Annotated in this window: 13 protein-coding genes; 7 read left to right on the plus strand and 6 right to left on the minus strand. The window is 52.9% G+C overall.

Annotated elements, in window-relative coordinates; genetic code table 11:
• The first annotated feature begins 54 nt into the window (after positions 1-54).
• Positions 55-1,683, plus strand: coding sequence for a methyl-accepting chemotaxis protein (locus IE090_RS14745; RefSeq protein WP_189389478.1), 1,629 nt, complete (start codon positions 55-57; stop codon positions 1,681-1,683).
• Between the two features lie 245 nt (positions 1,684-1,928).
• Here the strand turns inward: IE090_RS14745 and IE090_RS14750 are convergent, their stop codons facing one another.
• Positions 1,929-2,654, minus strand: coding sequence for a transporter substrate-binding domain-containing protein (locus IE090_RS14750; RefSeq protein WP_189389480.1), 726 nt, complete (start codon positions 2,652-2,654; stop codon positions 1,929-1,931).
• A 12-nt stretch (positions 2,655-2,666) separates the two neighbouring features.
• Positions 2,667-4,202: a methyl-accepting chemotaxis protein gene (locus IE090_RS14755; RefSeq protein ID WP_189389483.1), complete on the minus strand. Its 1,536-nt coding sequence runs from the start codon at positions 4,200-4,202 to the stop codon at positions 2,667-2,669.
• 191 nt (positions 4,203-4,393) lie between these two features.
• On the opposite strand from IE090_RS14755, the gene IE090_RS14760 reads away from it, so the two are divergent.
• Both IE090_RS14760 and IE090_RS14765 read left to right on the plus strand, forming a co-directional pair.
• The gene (locus tag IE090_RS14760) at positions 4,394-4,567 is read left to right on the plus strand and encodes a DUF6435 family protein (RefSeq protein WP_189389485.1); all 174 of its coding nucleotides are present in this window, start codon (positions 4,394-4,396) and stop codon (positions 4,565-4,567) included.
• Between the two features lie 413 nt (positions 4,568-4,980).
• The gene (locus tag IE090_RS14765; RefSeq protein WP_189389488.1) at positions 4,981-7,020 is read left to right on the plus strand and encodes a PhoX family protein; all 2,040 of its coding nucleotides are present in this window, start codon (positions 4,981-4,983) and stop codon (positions 7,018-7,020) included.
• 51 nt (positions 7,021-7,071) lie between these two features.
• Here the strand turns inward: IE090_RS14765 and IE090_RS14770 are convergent, their stop codons facing one another.
• Positions 7,072-8,337, minus strand: coding sequence for a TldD/PmbA family protein (locus IE090_RS14770; protein ID WP_189389490.1), 1,266 nt, complete (start codon positions 8,335-8,337; stop codon positions 7,072-7,074).
• On the minus strand, positions 8,337-9,695 hold the full coding sequence (locus tag IE090_RS14775) for a TldD/PmbA family protein (RefSeq protein ID WP_189389492.1): 1,359 nt from the start codon (positions 9,693-9,695) through the stop codon (positions 8,337-8,339). The genes IE090_RS14770 and IE090_RS14775 overlap by 1 nt, the downstream gene beginning before the upstream one ends.
• A 331-nt stretch (positions 9,696-10,026) precedes the next feature.
• On the opposite strand from IE090_RS14775, the gene IE090_RS14780 reads away from it, so the two are divergent.
• Complete coding sequence (locus tag IE090_RS14780) at positions 10,027-10,419, plus strand: DUF4870 family protein (protein ID WP_229815789.1); 393 nt, start codon at positions 10,027-10,029, stop codon at positions 10,417-10,419.
• A gap of 348 nt (positions 10,420-10,767) precedes the next feature.
• Here the strand turns inward: IE090_RS14780 and IE090_RS14785 are convergent, their stop codons facing one another.
• Positions 10,768-10,962, minus strand: a complete 195-nt coding sequence (locus IE090_RS14785) for a hypothetical protein (protein WP_189389494.1) — start codon at positions 10,960-10,962, stop codon at positions 10,768-10,770.
• A 467-nt stretch (positions 10,963-11,429) separates the two neighbouring features.
• Here IE090_RS14785 and IE090_RS14790 point away from each other — a divergent pair, with 467 nt between their 5' ends.
• From IE090_RS14790 to IE090_RS14800, 3 genes are all read left to right on the plus strand, one after another.
• Positions 11,430-13,622 (plus strand): OsmC domain/YcaO domain-containing protein, encoded by a 2,193-nt coding sequence (locus IE090_RS14790; protein WP_189389496.1) that lies wholly within the window; start codon positions 11,430-11,432, stop codon positions 13,620-13,622.
• A 185-nt stretch (positions 13,623-13,807) separates the two neighbouring features.
• Positions 13,808-14,305, plus strand: a complete 498-nt coding sequence (locus IE090_RS14795; RefSeq protein ID WP_189389497.1) for a BLUF domain-containing protein — start codon at positions 13,808-13,810, stop codon at positions 14,303-14,305.
• Between the two features lie 110 nt (positions 14,306-14,415).
• Positions 14,416-15,450: a GGDEF domain-containing protein gene (locus IE090_RS14800; protein WP_189389499.1), complete on the plus strand. Its 1,035-nt coding sequence runs from the start codon at positions 14,416-14,418 to the stop codon at positions 15,448-15,450.
• Between the two features lie 36 nt (positions 15,451-15,486).
• Here IE090_RS14800 and IE090_RS14805 read toward each other — a convergent pair whose 3' ends face one another.
• A complete protein-coding gene (locus IE090_RS14805) occupies positions 15,487-16,677 on the minus strand; it encodes a CAP domain-containing protein (RefSeq protein ID WP_189389501.1) in 1,191 nt (396 codons plus the stop codon).
• Positions 16,678-16,773: the final 96 nt, after the last annotated feature.

The raw sequence follows: 16,773 nt of genomic DNA on the forward strand, positions 1-16,773 counted from the left end.
TAACTGATACATTAATCTAATAATAATTTTAACTGTAGTTGAGCGGGGCAGGCGATGAGCTGGCTGAATAATCTCAGTGTGAAGCAAAAGTTATGGTTGCTGGTGGCAGCCGCATTAACCGGGGCTTTGCTATTACAGTTGGTTTCGGCTTGGCAAACCCGAGGTTACCTTTTAGATGGCCGCAAACAAGAGATTCGCGCCATGGTTGAGAATGCGGCCAGTCTAGTTGAACATTATTATCAACAACGCCAAGCCCTCGGGGAGCAGCAAGCTCAACGCCAGGCTTTTGCCGCTTTGCGTGCTTTGAGATACGACGACGGCAAGGGCTACTTTTGGGTCAACGACATGCGTCTGAACCTATTAATGCATCCGATGAAGCCCGCCAAAGAAGGCAACAACATGCGCCAAGTTACAGATGCCAGCGGCCAATATCATTGGCAGAGCATGGCGCAGGTAGTGAGCCAGCAAGGTGGCGGCTTTGTTCATTATACGTATCAAGGACCGCAGTTTGACTCACCTCGCGACAAGGTGTCGTATGTGCAGGCCTTTTCGCCTTGGGGCTGGGTCATTGGCACGGGGGTTTATACCCAAGATGTGCAACAGCGTTTTATGCAACTTGCTTGGCAATCGGCCCTGACACTGCTGGTGGTGCTGGTGTTTATTGTCGTGGCTGCAGGCAGTGTAGCCAGCAGCATCACTCGGCCCTTGGAGCAAATGGTAGCAACCATGACCGAAGTAGCCGCTGGTGATTTACAGCGACCAGTGCACGCAGATCAGCGCCGCGATGAGTTGGGCGTGGCTCAACGAGCGTTTGCTAGTTTGACGGCCACCTTTAGGCAACTGATTCAGCACAGTCAGGGAGGGAATCAGGAAATTACCCGAGTTATAGAAAGCTCTGCGGTGGTATCCGAGCAAACCACTGCGGGTATGAATCGCCAATACGCCGAAACAGACTCCTTAGCCGCAGCCATGGATGAGTTGGCGGCGACGCTACAGGAAATGTCAGGCAATACCTCAGATACCAGCCAGTTAACCCAGCAAGTGCATCAGCAAATTGACGACTCAAACCAGCGCATGCAACACACAGTAGAAGCTGTTGATGGTGTCGCGATAGCAGTCCGGCATGCCAGTGATGTCGTGACTAAGCTGGAGCAGGATGTGAAACAGATTGATACTATTTTGGCTGTTATTCGTAATATCTCCGAACAAACCAATTTGCTGGCATTGAATGCTGCGATTGAAGCCGCGCGCGCTGGTGAATCAGGGCGTGGTTTTGCCGTGGTAGCGGATGAAGTTCGCTCGCTGGCACAGCGCACCCATGAGTCGACAGAGCAAATTCGTAGCATGACTGAGGGGTTACAAGCAGAGGCGCAGTCTGCAGTTGAGGTGATGAGCCAGAGTGTTGAGCAGGCCGAGCAGGGCGCTGATTTTGCCCGTCAAACTGGAGGCAGCCTAGAGCATGCGACAAGTAACGTTAATGCGGTGGCGAGCAGGGTGGTGCAAATTGCCGAAGCGGTGGCCCAGCAAGGCCAAGTGGTGGAGGAAATTCGTGGTAATGTTAACTCAATACGAGATATTGCACAGGATACGCGCGCTAGTGGTGAGTTGATGGAAGAGAATCGCCGCCGCTTGAGCGGCCTAATTCAATCAACGGCAGAGCTATTGCAGTTTTACCAAGTATGAAGCTAGAAGTGCGTGTGCTTTCAGTGTGCCAAACAAGTTCTTTGGCGTTGCCGTCAAGGCTAGGGAGGCAGGCCTTCATAGCGTCTAGCGATGTTGAAAAATCTACCATCACCGTCTTGCTCTGAAAGCCTGCTGCACTCGCGCAGAGCTGTGCAGAATTGTTCATAGGGGCTTTAACGATCGCCCCGTGTGTAAGTCAAATCAATATGCATATTTGCTACATTAAAGTTGACTTTGATTTGCACTCACTCAACGCCGTATTTTTTCATGATGGCATCGAAGGTGCCGTTGGCTTTGATCTCAGCCAACCCTTTATTAAAGGCATTGATGAGTTCTTCACTGCGGGCGTTGGCGATGCCTGACGTTACGTGCAGTTTGTTTTCTGATAGTGCGTTTTCAGTAAAGCGAAAATCACTGGCGTTTAAACCGGCTTTTTTCATTTGCGACAGCGCGACGATTTCATCCTCTAAGGTCATGTCGATGCGCCCGGCTTTTAGCTTGCGTAGGTTGTTGGCGATGTCGTTGGCTTCTGGGCGAGAAAAGTGGGTGGCGGTTAAAAACTCATCGCCGTAGCCATAGCCGCGTACGATGCCCACGGATTTGCCGGTGAGGCTGTCCATGCCTGTGTATTCAAAGGTGTCGCTGGCGTTGGTGATGAACTTGACTTGGTTAATGGCGTAATGGTCGCTGTAGCGCAAGTAGGCTGAGCGCTCCTCTGTGTACCAGGTGCCGATGAGCAAGTCGGTATTGCCGTTTTTAACGTCGTCTATAGAGCGCGCCCAGGGCATGATTTTCATTTGAAAATCGTAGCCTTGGGTTTTCATGGCTTCGGTCACCACTTCCACCGAAATACCCGGTGGGTTGCCCTCTTGCACAAAAGGTGGCCAAGGGTCTTGAGCGCCGGTCACGGTTTGGGCATGGCTGGCCAGAGGCAAGAGCATCAGACTTATTAATGAGAGAAGTATACGCATCGGTTTATCTCCTTAAGATTCGACCTTAAAGCGTTGCAGCTGGCGCAGTACTGAGTCGGCCAGTTGGCTGACCTGCTCTGCATTGGCTGACGAATCGGCAGCGAGTTGGTGCATGGAAGAGGCGCTGCCAGAAACCTCTTCGATGATGTTGCTCATGTCTGTCACCGCAGATGTCTGCTCGCCAGTCGCTTGGCCGATTTGACGATTGCAGTCGGCGGTTTCAGCGCTGACGCGGCGAATATCACTCATGGCATTGTCGGCGTCTTGGCACAGGGTTACGGTGCTGCGTGTTTCTTCACTGAGGGTGCGCAAGCCTGTTTCTAGTTTTTGGCTGACTTGGCGCATGGTGCCAATGTGCTGATCAATCTCATCGGTCGATTGCTCAGTGCGTACGGATAGGTTGCGAACTTCGTCTGCGACGACGGCAAAGCCACGGCCAGCCTCGCCAGCGCGGGCGGCTTCAATGGCGGCATTGAGCGCTAGCAGGTTGGTTTGCTCAGCGATAGAACGAATTACACCCAATATGTCACTGATTTGCTGCCCCTCTGCAATTAGCTGGTTGGCACTTGCGCTGACGGTTGTAATTTGCGCCACCAGTTCATCCACGCGTTGAACCAGTTGTTCGATAACTTCGACGCCTTTGTCTGACGCCTGTTCTGTGGCTGAAATTTTATCTAGGGCGGATTGAGCCTGTTCATCAATGGTCAAAATAGACTGGCGAAAGTGCTCACTGGTGGAGCGCATATTGGCCAAGGTATGTTGCTGCTGTTCGCTGTAATGGTTGGTCTCCGCCGCTTGCTGGCGTGCACTGTTGGCTTGCGCTTCTAGAGCACGGGCATCTTGGGTGGTTTGCTGCACAATGGTTTGTACTGAGCCAATGAAGCGATTGATACCATCACTGAGCGGCTTCAGCTCGCGAGCACGTGGCTCGGGCAGGCGCCGAGTTAGGTCACCGTCACCGCGGTCGATGGCTTCCACTTCAGCGGCGATACGCTGCAAAGGGCGCATCAAAGTGCGTTGCAATAGCAGCACTAACAGTAATGCGATCACCAAGTTGAGTGCGACCACCAGCGCTATCTGGCGCCACAACAGTGCCTGCAGCTGTGGCTCAATGATGCTGGGGTCTACATAGTAACGCGCACTGCCGACTTCATTGCTATCGCCATACTCTTCGTGCACCAGTGGAAACTCGCGTACGTCAAAGCCGACGGGAGGGTCTTCGAGGGTAGTTAATGGTTGTTCCTCATTGGAGGGGTCGAGGGTCAACAGCTCGCGACGATCCCCATCGGTATTGAGCAGTTCGATGGCGATGATGCCTTCGTAGGCTAGTTCAGACTGTATTACCGAGCGCACCATGTCGTCATCAAAGTTCCACATCGGTGCCGGTAGACTCAACTGTGCCCGTTGGCTAGAGGCCACTAATTGCCGCTCGAAGTTGCTCAATAATGCTGAGCGCGATTGTTGATAGCTATAAAAGCCAAATCCGGCTAACAGCAGGGTAACGGCCAGCATGAGTTGTAAGGCAAGGCGTAAGCGAACGCTGTACATACGCGATCTCAGAGAATACTAATAATGTCAGAGTAGGTTAGCCGTGGAGTAATTCCAGTGCTGGATGTGCTTGCACGAGAGCGCCCATATCAGCACAGCGCTACTGCAATACCCACACGAAACCCATTGTCGCTATTGGGTGTATAAGTATTGTATAGTGTTTGCTTTCTACGTTTGCTGAGGAGCACGCTATGTTTTCTTTGTTCAAAACCGATCCGGTCAAAAAGCTGCGCAAACAGTACGAGCAAAAGCTAGAGCAAGCCATGCATGCGCAGCGCAATGGTGACATTCGTAGCTATTCCGAAATCACCACTGAGGCAGAAGCCATTTACAAAGAAATTCAAAAACTCGAAGGGCAGTCATAGGCGAGCTCAAGGCGCGGAGCGCCTCTTAACCTACCTTGGCCCACCTTCTGATCAAAACGGCCGCGCTATGGCGGCTGTTTTTCCTAGGGCACCCCTGAATAAGCTTGCACAGCTATGCGCGAGTGCAGCAGGCTTTCAAAACAAGGCGTGTATGACAGGAAATTTCCAGAACTTTTCAATATTAGCAGCGCCGGTATGGCGGCCGGAGACTGTACCCGATTATTCTGAGGCACTCTAAGCCTTCGCTTCCCGGCAGTCGCAATACTTTTCTCATTTAGTAGTTGACGTTACTTGTCATTTCTTGGTGAACGCTCACATATACATACTTTTCCGATATTTGCGGTCACGGCTCTGACATATTGGTCGCTTAGCTTTTTTGCCAGCAATAACAATATGTGTGAGAGAGGCAGGCCATGAGTGACAGCGAGCAGCAGTTGCGCCAGCAAGAAGGCGCTAATTACGAACCAGAAATGAACCGGTCGGGCAATACGCCGATGGCGCAAGTCATTGAGACCCGTTTATCTCGGCGCTCGGTATTGCAAAGCTTAGTAGGGGCGACCGCCGCAAGCTTTATGGGGGTTGGTCTAGCTGGTTGTGGCAGTGATGATGACAGCGGCAGTGATGAAAGCAACAGCCATGCTGATGCGCCACGTATCGGTTTTAATGCCATTGCTACCTCGCGGGCAGATACCGTGACTTTGCCAGAGGGTTATCAATGGGCACCGCTGATTCCCTGGGGCACACCGATTACCGGCAGCTACCCGGATTACCGCAGCGATGGCAGCAACAGCGGCGAGGAGGCGTTGCAACAGATTGGCTCTAACCATGACGGTATGCACTACTTCCCGCTGAATGGCTCGTCTGAGCATGGTTTGCTGGTGGTGAATCACGAATACATCGACCATAACGTTTTACACGCCAACCCAGCGACCAGTTTGCCACTGCCCCAAGATCACGTATTAAAAGAAATGGCATCCCATGGGGTGTCGGTAGTGGAGGTACAGCGCTCAGCGGCCGGTGGCTCCCATTGGGAGGTGGTGCGCGGTGCTTACAATCGTCGTATTACCGCCTTGACCGAAATGGAAATGACGGGTCCGGTGCGCGGTAACGATAAGTTAAAAACGGCCTACAGCCCAGACGGTACTCGCACACGCGGCACCATTAATAATTGTTCGCATGGCTTTACCCCTTGGGGGACTTATCTGACCTGCGAAGAAAACTTTCGTGGCTATTTTCACAACACCTCGCAGAATGTTGCTGCACAACCGCGCGAGCAGTCGCGCTACGGCATTGCCAACGCCGATGATGCGGGCAGCTGGTACAACTGGGATAAAATCGACAGCCATTTGCCTCGAGGCATGAGTGAGCGCTTTGATGTTAGCCCCAGTGGTGATGGCGCCAATGCGGACTACCGCAACGAGTGCAACAACTTTGGCTGGATTGTAGAGATTGATCCATTTGACCCGTATTCGACGCCGAAAAAACGCACGGCATTGGGACGCTTTGCCCATGAGGGCATTGTCTTTGCCCAGCCCAAAGTCGGTGAGCCGGTGGTGTTTTATTCCGGTGACGATGCACGCTTTGAATACATTTATAAGTTCGTCAGTAAAGCGCTGTACCGCGAGGGCATTAGCGGCGATGAAGTGATGAACGAAGGTACCTTATATGCCGCTAAGTTTAATGGCGATGGCAACGGCGAGTGGCTGCCGCTGGATATTAATGACCCAGGTTTTCAGGCTAAAGCCAGTGCCGCCAACGTTCGTTTTTCGAACCAAGGCGATGTGTTAATCAATGCCCGCACGGCGGCGGATGTTGCTGGTGCAACGCCGATGGATCGCCCAGAGTGGGGGGCTGTGTGTCCGCGCACTGGCATGGTGTATTTCACCTTGACTAATAACACGCGGCGTGAAGACAGCCAGACCGATGCGCCCAACCCTCGTGCCAATAACAGCACGGGCCACATTATTCGCTGGTCCGAGGGGGAAGGCACAGGCTTCAGTTGGGATATCTTCCTGCTGGGTGGTCACAAAGGTGAAGGCAAGGTGCTGCCCAATACTGCGCAACAAGCGGCATTGGACGACAGTAACTTACTCTCGTGCCCAGATGGCTTATGGTTTGACGACAGCGGCCTGATGTGGATTCAAACGGATATGTCTGGCTCCATGCTGGCGGGCAGCAATGCCGCCGGTGACTTTGGCAATAATCAGATGTTGGCGGCAGAGCCTGATACAGGGATCATCAAACGCTTCTTGACCGGCCCTAACAACTGTGAAGTTAGCGGTGTGGTCATGACGCCTGACCGGCGCACCATGTTTGTTAACCTGCAGCATCCGGGCGGTGATTCTGAGCCTGGCGCCTTTACCAGCCATTTCCCAGCCAACGATGGCTTTAGCCGGCCACGCTCAACCACGGTGGTCATTACGCGCAAAGACGGCGGCCTTATCGGTAGTTAAATAGGGCGCATAAAAAAACCGGGCGGCTACGCCCGGTTTTTTGTTGGCGGCTTAAGAGAACTTCAGCCCTTGCACTTTTAACCAAGGCAGCTGGTGTGAGCCGTAATCGGTGACATCGCGGCTGATGGCGACAATGTCTTGCAGCATTTGCGCTACGTTACCCGTGATCATGGTTTCTGACAGCGCAGTGCTGCGCTCGCCATTTTCCAGCAGGAAGCTGTTTTTAATCACACCGGAGAAATCGCCGTTAGCGGCAGGGCTACCCATCGACAAGCGACCCACCAAGGCGCCTTTTTTCACGCCGGCGACCATTTCTGTGCGGCTGATATCGCCGCCTTCAATGGCCCAAGCCGAGCTGACGGGCGTGTGCGGCAAGTCCAGTTTGCGGCTGCCGTAGTAGCTCGGCAGCAGCGAGGTTAACTTACCGTTTTCTACCAAGGTGATCGGCTCGGCGACAAAGCCTTCGCCATTAAACGGATTCACGCCTGAGCCTTGCAGGTGCTGACGAACGGTGAGCAGCGAGCTGGCAATGTTGCTACCAACACTGTTTTGATACACCGAGGTGCCACTGATCAGCGAGTAGTCGCTGACTTGGTCCAGCAGCCATTCGAGTAAATCCATGACCGCCATGGGCGTCAAAATGACATCGCCGACAAACTTTTCACCCAGTAAGCGGTTTTGTGTTTCTTGAACGCTGTTTTCGATCAGATTTTCCAGCTCAAAATGCTCAATTAATTGCTCTGGCAAGGCATCCATAGAGCCGCCGGTGTAATTAAATGAGCTGGTGCCGTGTTCATCTTTACTCGACCCCATCAGCGATACATCGTAACTGCCGATGCTGGACTTCAGCTCGGTGTTTTTCGAGGTTACCAGCACGGTGGTGTCCAAGCTGTGCTTAACGGCCGCCTCTTCGACCTGGAAGGTCGGGTAGCGCTCGCTGCGCAAAGCCAAAAAGTTTTGCACGACCGCGGCCATGGCTTCGCGGTCGACCGTGGTTGGGCCTTTGCTGAATTCACCTGTTTGTTCAGGGGCAACGGCATTGGCTTCATCTTGCGGCGCGGTGGCGACATCGCGAATCATGTTGGCGATCACGTCGCTAATGGCACCGTCGGTCAGGTTAGAAACGCTGGCCGTGACTTTGCGCTGATCTTTAATACCCAGCAGCGCCATGGTTTGGTTGCTGGTGCTGCGCATCAGGCTGGCGTGATTGTGCGCCACGTTGAGCTCATGGCTGTCACTTTCGGTAATGGTCACTCGGGCGTCATCAAAGCCGGCTTGCAGCAGTTGCGCCAGCGTATCTTTTGCCAAGGCTTTCATTATTCACCTCCCAGTTGTGCTTTGGCGCGCAGGGCAGGGCCGCCCATGGAAACCACCATGGGTTGTTTTTTGCCGCAATAGCCTGAGCATTCCCAGTGCATATCGTCAGAGACGGCGTCCACGGTTTGCAGCATTTTAATCGCCGAGCCAGACAGGGTGGTGTCTTTGATGGCGCGGCCCAACTTACCATTTTTGATTTCGTAACCAAGGCTAATGCCAAACATAAACTCGGTGGTGGTGTCAGCTTGGCCATTGCCGGTTTTCAGCAAGTAATAGCCATCTTCCACCTCGGCCAGCATGTTTTCCAGCTTGCTGGTGCCCGGCATAATGGCGGTGTTGCGCATGCGAATGAGTGGCTCGTCATCCGGAGCGTAGGCACGAGCATTACCGGTGGCGCGGTTATCAAATTGAGCGGCGGTTTCGCGGCTGTGCATAAAGTCGGTGAGAATACCGTCTTTAATGAGCGTGACATCTTCGGCTGGTGTGCCTTCGTCGTCGGCATACACTGGCACCAGCAGCTCTTCACCACGGAAGCTGTGGGCCAGATCCATCATGGTGACCAAATCGCTGGCGATGCGCTGGCCACGCAAATCACCGGTAACGGCGCCGCCGAGGACTAGGTCTGCTTCACATGGATGCCCCATGGCCTCGTGCGCCAGCATACCGGCCAGATCGGCGGCCAGAACGATGGTTTGCAAACCGCCTTTGGCGTGCACCGCTTCACGCTTGGCCATCAGGTGCTGATACAGCTGGTCGAGCTGCTCTTCTATGCGTTGCAGCGACATATCCAGGTCGCCAAAGCTGCCTTTGCCACTGAGCACTTCCATCAATTCGACGGGTTTGTCGTCTTTGTCTTTAACCGTCAGGCTGATGTAGCACTGGGCGCGGGCAATTTCGTTGTAGGCGCGTGCGCCCTGGCTGTTTTGCACGTATTTATCATGGTGCTCATCCATCGACGCCACGGTGACGGAGGCAATGTCTTTATAGCGGCTGTGCACCAGCTCATTAACGGCTTGTTGCCATTCGATAATTTGCTCGCTGCTCCAGCTCGGCTGGCCGTTAAAACGGTGCTCGCCTTGGTAAGCTGCGGTCGGCAGGCGTTGCTGTTTGCCGCCAAATACTTGCATGGCTTTGGCATTGGCCAGAGCAATGTTACTCAGATCGTTGCTGGCGGCAGCTTGGGTAGACGAGGCAAAGCCCCAATACCCTTGTTGGAAAACACGAGCACTGTGGCCTACCAGATGGGTGCTGTCGTTGGCGACCAAACTGCCATCGACCATCACCAGGCGGCGCTTGCGCAGCTCGTGGTAGCGGGTTTCGTTGTAATCGCCCGCATTGGAAAAGTCAGTGAAAGACATAAAGGATTCCTTGCACTTATGCATAAAAGGCATCGGCAGCGGGCAAGCTAGCCAGCCGCGAGTGCCTGTTTCGTGACGCGGCTATTAAACCAGAAAGCAGGGGGGGAATGTCAGGGCCTGGCGGGCCGAGCGGCAAGGGTCGCTAGCCGCTTGCCCAAACCTGTTTGCCCGCTTTCGCTGGTGGTGAGTTGCGCAACGCGTCACGAAGGCGCTTGCCGCGTAATGGCGATACTCGCATCCGCTGCCAAGTTATTGCACACTGAGGGCCGCGGCGTGGCCGCATTTCTGGCCGCCTGGTGCGGCACCATGACTGCGAGAATGGAGAAGCAGAATGAACGACGTAGTAGAACAGAAAGTAACCGAGCAACCGGCACCCGAGCCGCAAGGCAATGTGCCATCGAAAGACTCAGACAAAATTCAGATTGTATATATTTTATACTTAGTCGGTTTGGTCATCGGCATTACCGGTATTGTTGGCGTCATTATGGCGTACATATACAAAGGCGATGCGCCAGAGTGGGAGCAAAGCCACTACCGCTTCCAAATTCGTACCTTTTGGATCGGCCTGTTATTTATGGTGCTAGGTGCCATTCTTGCGCTAGTGGTAGTTGGTTATTTAATATTCCTGTTTTGGATGGTATGGCTGATCATTCGCTGCGTGAAAGGTATGAAATACTACAACAACAAAGAAGCCGTGCCTGAGCCAGGTACCTGGATGTTTTAATGTCTTCTGGCTGCTGGTAGCAATCAGCGGCCAGGTTCTTTTCGTCATAAAGTAAGGCTGCTGGGGCCATGTTGGCGGCTCATACAACAAACTATTTACCCTAAAATCTTAAGCTTCTTTATAAGAGACGACTTTCTTGGCTGTCATCTGAGCAGCTCTTGTGGACACTCCCTTGCTAACGCATCCTTGGTGATGCATCTTCGACGCTTGCTGGCTTTCTTCCGTTTTCTCACAAGGCTGTAAAAATAATATGGAAACGCTTAAAGAGGCAGCAAGCGGCGATTAATACGAAGGCGTATATGGCCTTTCTATCATGCTGTTAGAAACAGCGATATTCTAACCATGGCTTTATAGGTCAAAATCTTCAGTGATTCTTAGGTTATATCGGCTGGAAAAAAAGCGCGCCGCTGCTTTTATATTCTTGGATTGCGTTTGATATATTTGCGAGTTCGGTTGCACGCTATTGGTTTTTAATGCTTTTTCAAAGCTATTGGTGACTCGAATAAGCTCATCATTTACAGCAATTCCGTAGAATGATTCCATATAAGCTCCTATGTGGTGTTTCTAAAAGGCCGTACATCGGCCTGAAGAGGCTAGTATACTCGCAAACTTGAGCAGAGCCAGCATTACCGGTGGCCGTCTGTTGCTGCAGGATGTTCGCGGGTACTGTTATCGTCTTTTGGTTTTGCTCTACTTCTTGCCAATGGCGCCACCCTTGTCTGTGAGACATGCTTCGCCTGAGAGCTGGCATGCCCCGCTGAAAGCATGCGCCCCAGACCTACGACCCTATATCCCAGTGAATCGAGCGCAAGGCGTCCATATCCGGTGCTTGCTGCAGTTGACGAGCGGACCAGGGGATGACCCCACCCTAGGCGTTTGCTGAAGGCTGGCTCACACAATAGTCATTGCTTGTCTTTTCCTGGGGCAAGACGTGGCCGGCAAAAACTGGATAATAGCGCCCCAATGGGCTGGCGATGTCAGCAAACTGTTCTGCAAATCTGGGTGTTAGCATGCAAATCAAGGTCAACTTTCTCGACAATCTTCGACTGGAAGCCAAGTTTGACGACTTTACCGTCGTTACCGACCAGCCGATTCGATACAAGGGAGACGGCACGGCGCCCAGTCCGTTTGACTACTTTCTGGCATCGTCAGCCTTGTGCGCGGCTTACTTTGTGAAGGTGTATTGCGTTGCCCGTGATATCCCCACTGAAAACATTCGGTTATCGCAAAACAATATTGTTGACCCTGAAGACCGTTACAACCAGATTTTTAAAATCCAAGTTGAGCTGCCCGATGATATCTCAGATAAAGACCGACAGGGCATCTTACGCTCAATCGAGCGCTGCACGGTTAAAAAAGTAGTGCAAACCGGCCCTGAGTTCGTCATCGAAGTGGTCGATAACCTGGATGAAGATGCGCAAGCCTTGTTGATGGACGCGCCGGATGCGCAGCAGCAAACCTTTATTGCCGGTAAAGACAAACCGCTGGAGCAAACCATTGCCCAAATGACCTCCTTGCTGGCGGATCTTGGCATGAAAATCGAGATCGGCTCCTGGCGCAATATTGTGCCCAATGTGTGGTCGTTGCATATTCGTGATGCCGACTCGCAAATGTGCTTTACCAATGGCAAAGGTGCCAGCAAAGAAAGTGCATTGGCGTCGGCTTTGGGCGAGTTTATGGAGCGCCTTAGCTGTAACTTCTTTTATAACGATCAGTATTTTGGTGAAGAAATTGCCAATGCTGAGTTTGTGCATTACCCCAATGAACGTTGGTTTAAACTGCCAGAAGACGACTCACTGCCTGCGGGGTTATTAGATGACCACTGCCTAGCAATTTATAACCCAGACGGTGAGTTGCAAGCGTCTCATTTAATCGACACTAACTCAGGTAACGTTGAGCGTGGCATTTGCGCGCTGCCTTATCAGCGTCAGTCCGATGGCGAAACGGTTTATATTCCGTCCAACCTGATTGAAAACCTGTTTTTAAGCAACGGCATGAGCGCTGGCAATACCTTGGCGGAAGCTCAGGTGCAGTGCTTGTCTGAGATTTTTGAACGCGCCGTTAAACGCCAGATTCTAGAGCAAGAGTTGGCCTTGCCGGATGTGCCTGAGTCTGTGCTAGAGCGTTATCCGCATATTGTTGAAGGCATTCAGGGGCTGGAGCAGCAAGGTTTTCCGGTGCTGGTAAAAGATGCATCGCTGGGCGGTCAGTTCCCGGTGATGTGTGTGACCTTGATGAATCCGCGCACCGGCGGTGTATTTGCCTCTTTTGGTGCTCACCCTAGTTTTGAAGTCGCACTAGAGCGCAGCTTGACGGAATTATTGCAAGGTCGCAGCTTTGAAGGCTTAAACGATATTCCGGCGCCGACCTTTGAAAGCCTGGCGGTGACCGAGCCCAATAATTTTGTCGAGCATTTTATTGATTCGACCGGCGTGGTGTCGTGGCGCTTTTTCAGCAGTCAGGCTGATGTCGACTTTGTCGATTGGGATTTCACCAACGGCGGCACTGCCACTAATGAGCAAGAGGCGAGCGCGCTGTTCGCTATTTTGGCGGACATGGGCAAGGAAGTGTATATGGCCACTTACCATGAGTTAGGTGTGCCGGCGTGTCGAATCTTGGTGCCCGATTATTCAGAAGTGTACCCAGTGGATGATTTGATTTGGGATAACACCAACAAGGCGCTGTACTTCCGTGACGATATTCTAAATTTGCATCGGCTCGATAATGATCAGCTACAAGCTTTGGTGGAACGCTTAGAGGACAGCGAGCTGGATGATTACACCGACATTATCACCTTAATTGGCGTTGAGTTTGATGACAACACGGTATGGGGCGAGCTGACGGTATTAGAGCTGAAATTGCTGATTTATCTGGCACTGGGCCAGCTCGATTTAGCCCTAGAATGCGTCGAAGCCTATTTGCAATACAACGACAATACCGTTGAGCGCCAATTGTTTTATCAAGCGATGCAGGCGGCGCTTACCGTCGAGCTGGATGACGAGTTAGAGCGTGAGCACTACCAGCACAACTTTACTCGCATGTACGGCGAGTCGCGCATGCAAGCGGTGTTCGGCAGTATTGATGGCGATGTGCGCTTCCATGGCTTAACGCCGACCAACAATCAGCTTGAAGGCATCGACAAGCATCAGCGTTTATTGGCCAGCTACAAAAAGCTGCATGCAGCTCGGGCTCGCTGCCAATAAATGGTTAGTTTACCGCTGCTGAAAAGGCTGTTTCATACATGGATTGTGCGAAATGTATAAGTTTTGCCGTGCCTTTTGTATAGTGGTCAGACATTGTTAGTGCGCCCGTCTCTTTCAGACCCTGTTGCCAGGCCTCGCTGTCAGGCTCTGAGGTCTGACTGGGCGGGCTCCAAGCCGGAGCTTTTATGTCTGATCTAATACGGTTGGTCTACGCCAGCCGCTCCAACTCTGATGTTCCAATCGGGGCCGTCGACCCTGCGGTGGGCTCCATTTTGGCGCAGTCGCGACGCAATAACCAACAGCAGGCCATTGGTGGTGTGCTGTTTTTTGGTGATGGTTATTTTTTTCAATGCCTAGAAGGCGAAGCCAGTGCCGTGCAGGCTACCTACGAGCGTATTTTGCTGGATGAGCGTCATTGTGATGCACGCATCTTGCTGCAAGAGACGGTGGCAACGCGTTTGTTTGCCCGGTGGTCGATGAAGTTTGTGCCCACCGCCGAGGCGGTACAAGCATTGCTGCAGCAACACGGTCATCGCCAGTTTTCGCCGTTTGAGTTTTCTTCCGATTTTACTCGACTGCTGCTGCAGCAGTTGCAACAAGCCCAAGCGCAGCAGGGGCCAACGACCAACAGCACTGGCTCTACGCCTTGGTGGAAGCGGCTTAAATCGGCCATCGGTTCTTAAGGTCGGCACAGCCTGACGGCTACCTAGGCGATCACGTTGTATGCACGGCGATTGTCGCTGATACTCAGGTGACTCCCACAGCCAATTTTTAAGTCATGTTGATAACCTCCATGCTCGTGCAAGACGGTAACGACGGCAGTGATCGCTTATTTCGTAAGTTGATGAAGCAAGTGGCCGTGGTGGCTGGCATCACCCACGTTGCGTTTGGTTTGCTGTTTTATTGGCATCAGGTGCCTTGGCTGAGCTGGGTAAACGTGTTCAGTGTGCTGTTGTACGTGCTGGTCTTCTGGCTGATGCGCACGGATCGCAATACTTTCTTTGCCTGGTTGTTGGTGGTGGGGGAGATCGTCGCTCACGCCGTGTTGGCCGTGACCTTCGTCGGCTGGGACAGCGGCTTTCACTTTTACATCATGCTGATACCGCCGGTGGTGATGGTCAGTCCGTTGCAGAACGCCGTCGCCAAAATGCCGGCAGTGATTGCGGTGGTGGCGGTTTATGTGGCTTTGGATTACAGCCTACGAGAGGCCAACGCCACCTATGCGATGCCGCCTGCAGTGCAAGACAGCTTGTATTATTTCAACTTGGTGGCAGTGCTGGCGATCATGGTGTTTTTGGCCGGGCTGTATTACCGCTTGGTGGTGCGCAATGAGCGCAAATTGCAGCGTTTAGCGACCACCGACGCCCTCACCGGGTTGCACAATCGCCGCAGTTTAACCTTGTATGCGACGGATCTTCTGAGTCAGACGCAACCACTGACCGCTATTTTGTGTGATTTAGACAACTTCAAACGCACCAATGACGAGCATGGCCACTTGGCGGGTGATCAGGTGTTGATTACCGTTGCGCGCTTGCTGCGTCAATCGGTGCGCAGCCGCGACTTGGCCGCACGCTGGGGTGGCGAGGAGTTTTTGCTGTTGCTGCCCGAGACGTCGGCGGCAGAAGCCGCAGTCGTGGCAGAGCGCATTCGCCAACGCATTGATGCCGCGGTGATAGAGATGGGGGGTACCACGCTTCCCGTCAGTGCAACCCTAGGGGTGGCGGAGCGCAAAGGCCAGGAAACCCTGGATCAACTGCTGGCGCGGGCCGACGAGGCTTTGTATCAAGGCAAGCATGCAGGGCGTAATCGCATCGTCTGTATGGATTAGCCCTGCTGAAAATAGAAGAACTTCTGATTCAAGGCGCTAGCGCGGACGACCGAAGTTTTGCACCCAATAAGTGGGGTAGTCGGCTGTGGTGGTACGGGTTAATGCCGCGCCGACTTCGGTAAAGTTGGCATTCATAATATTGCTGCAATGGCCTGGGCTATTGATCCAGCCTTGCATGACGCTGCTGACATTGGCGTACCCTGCGGCAATGTTCTCGCCGATGCGCGACCATTGATAGCCGGTGGCATCAATACGGTTGCGCATGCTTAGGCCATCACTGCCGGTATGCGAAAAGAAGTTGTTGCTTGCCATATCGTCGGCATGTGCCTGTGAACTGGTGGTGAGTTGGCACTGCCAAGTGAGCGGTTCGACAGCGGGCATAAAGTCATCGCCACACTGGCGGGCTTGGCTGCGATATTGATTGATGCTGTCGAGCATTTCCTGCCCCCACTCTGGCAGGCAGGCCAAGGTCGGGTCGTCGCTGTTGCTGTCATCGCCGGCAGAGTCGTCAGAATCCGAACCGCTGCCGTTGTCACCTGCATCTGTATTATCGCCAGAGCCGGCACTGTCATCAGCACCTGAGTTATCGTCAGAGCCTGAGTTATCGTCAGAGCCTGAGTTATCGTCAGAGCCTGAGTTATCGTCAGAGCCTGAGTTATCGTCAGAGCCTGAGTTATCGTCAGAGCCTGAGTTATCGTCAGAGCCTGAGTTGTCGTCAGAGCCTGAGTTGTCGTCAGAGCCTGAGTTGTCATCAGAGCCGCCAGTATTGCTATCTGAATCGTCTGAACCAGTATTGTCGTCAGAGCCGGTGTTGTTATCCGAGTTGCCAGAATCTGAGTTGTCGTCAGAGCCTGAGTTATCATCAGAGCCGGTATTGTCGTCAGAATCCTCAGAGCCTGAGTTATCGTCAGAGCCCGAGCTGTCATCGCTATCGTCTGAGTCGTTGTTAGTGCCGCCCTCGGTATTGCCACCTATGCCCGAATCTGCATCGCCTGAGCCCGTATCGTTGTCGGCGTCATCAGTGTTGCCAGCATCGGGATTATCAGTCGAGTCATCATCGCTGTTCGAATCGTTGGCATCTGACGTAGAATCGCCGTCACTTGGCTCGCTGCCGTCCTTCGTACTGGGCGCACCATCGGCGGTGCGTTCACTATCGCCGGAGTCACTGCCGCAGGCAGTTAATAGAAAGCTGAGCAAGGCCAGTTGGGTCATCGCTGCGATTTTCATAAGTCGTCACTGATTCATAATAATTTCGTATCTTGAGGATAGGCCAGCCACCATGGTGGCGCTGGTATCCGGGTCACAGTTTGCACAGGGAGTTTT

Origin of the sequence: Bacterioplanes sanyensis (assembly GCF_014652515.1) — a bacterium.
Classification (GTDB): Bacteria; Pseudomonadota; Gammaproteobacteria; order Pseudomonadales; family Oceanobacteraceae; genus Bacterioplanes; species Bacterioplanes sanyensis.

Bases quoted from the DNA above. Each gene is read 5' to 3' on its own strand.
- IE090_RS14745 (WP_189389478.1), top strand. From the start codon at position 55: ATGAGCTGGCTGAATAATCTCAGTGTGAAGCAAAAGTTATGGTTGCTG.
- IE090_RS14785 (WP_189389494.1), bottom strand. From the start codon at position 10,962: ATGGAATCATTCTACGGAATTGCTGTAAATGATGAGCTTATTCGAGTC.
- IE090_RS14765 (WP_189389488.1), top strand. From the start codon at position 4,981: ATGAGTGACAGCGAGCAGCAGTTGCGCCAGCAAGAAGGCGCTAATTAC.
- IE090_RS14750 (WP_189389480.1), bottom strand. From the start codon at position 2,654: ATGCGTATACTTCTCTCATTAATAAGTCTGATGCTCTTGCCTCTGGCC.
- IE090_RS14760 (WP_189389485.1), top strand. From the start codon at position 4,394: ATGTTTTCTTTGTTCAAAACCGATCCGGTCAAAAAGCTGCGCAAACAG.
- IE090_RS14805 (WP_189389501.1), bottom strand. From the start codon at position 16,677: ATGAAAATCGCAGCGATGACCCAACTGGCCTTGCTCAGCTTTCTATTA.
- IE090_RS14780 (WP_229815789.1), top strand. From the start codon at position 10,027: ATGAACGACGTAGTAGAACAGAAAGTAACCGAGCAACCGGCACCCGAG.
- IE090_RS14800 (WP_189389499.1), top strand. From the start codon at position 14,416: ATGCTCGTGCAAGACGGTAACGACGGCAGTGATCGCTTATTTCGTAAG.
- IE090_RS14795 (WP_189389497.1), top strand. From the start codon at position 13,808: ATGTCTGATCTAATACGGTTGGTCTACGCCAGCCGCTCCAACTCTGAT.
- IE090_RS14770 (WP_189389490.1), bottom strand. From the start codon at position 8,337: ATGAAAGCCTTGGCAAAAGATACGCTGGCGCAACTGCTGCAAGCCGGC.
- IE090_RS14790 (WP_189389496.1), top strand. From the start codon at position 11,430: ATGCAAATCAAGGTCAACTTTCTCGACAATCTTCGACTGGAAGCCAAG.
- IE090_RS14775 (WP_189389492.1), bottom strand. From the start codon at position 9,695: ATGTCTTTCACTGACTTTTCCAATGCGGGCGATTACAACGAAACCCGC.
- IE090_RS14755 (WP_189389483.1), bottom strand. From the start codon at position 4,202: ATGTACAGCGTTCGCTTACGCCTTGCCTTACAACTCATGCTGGCCGTT.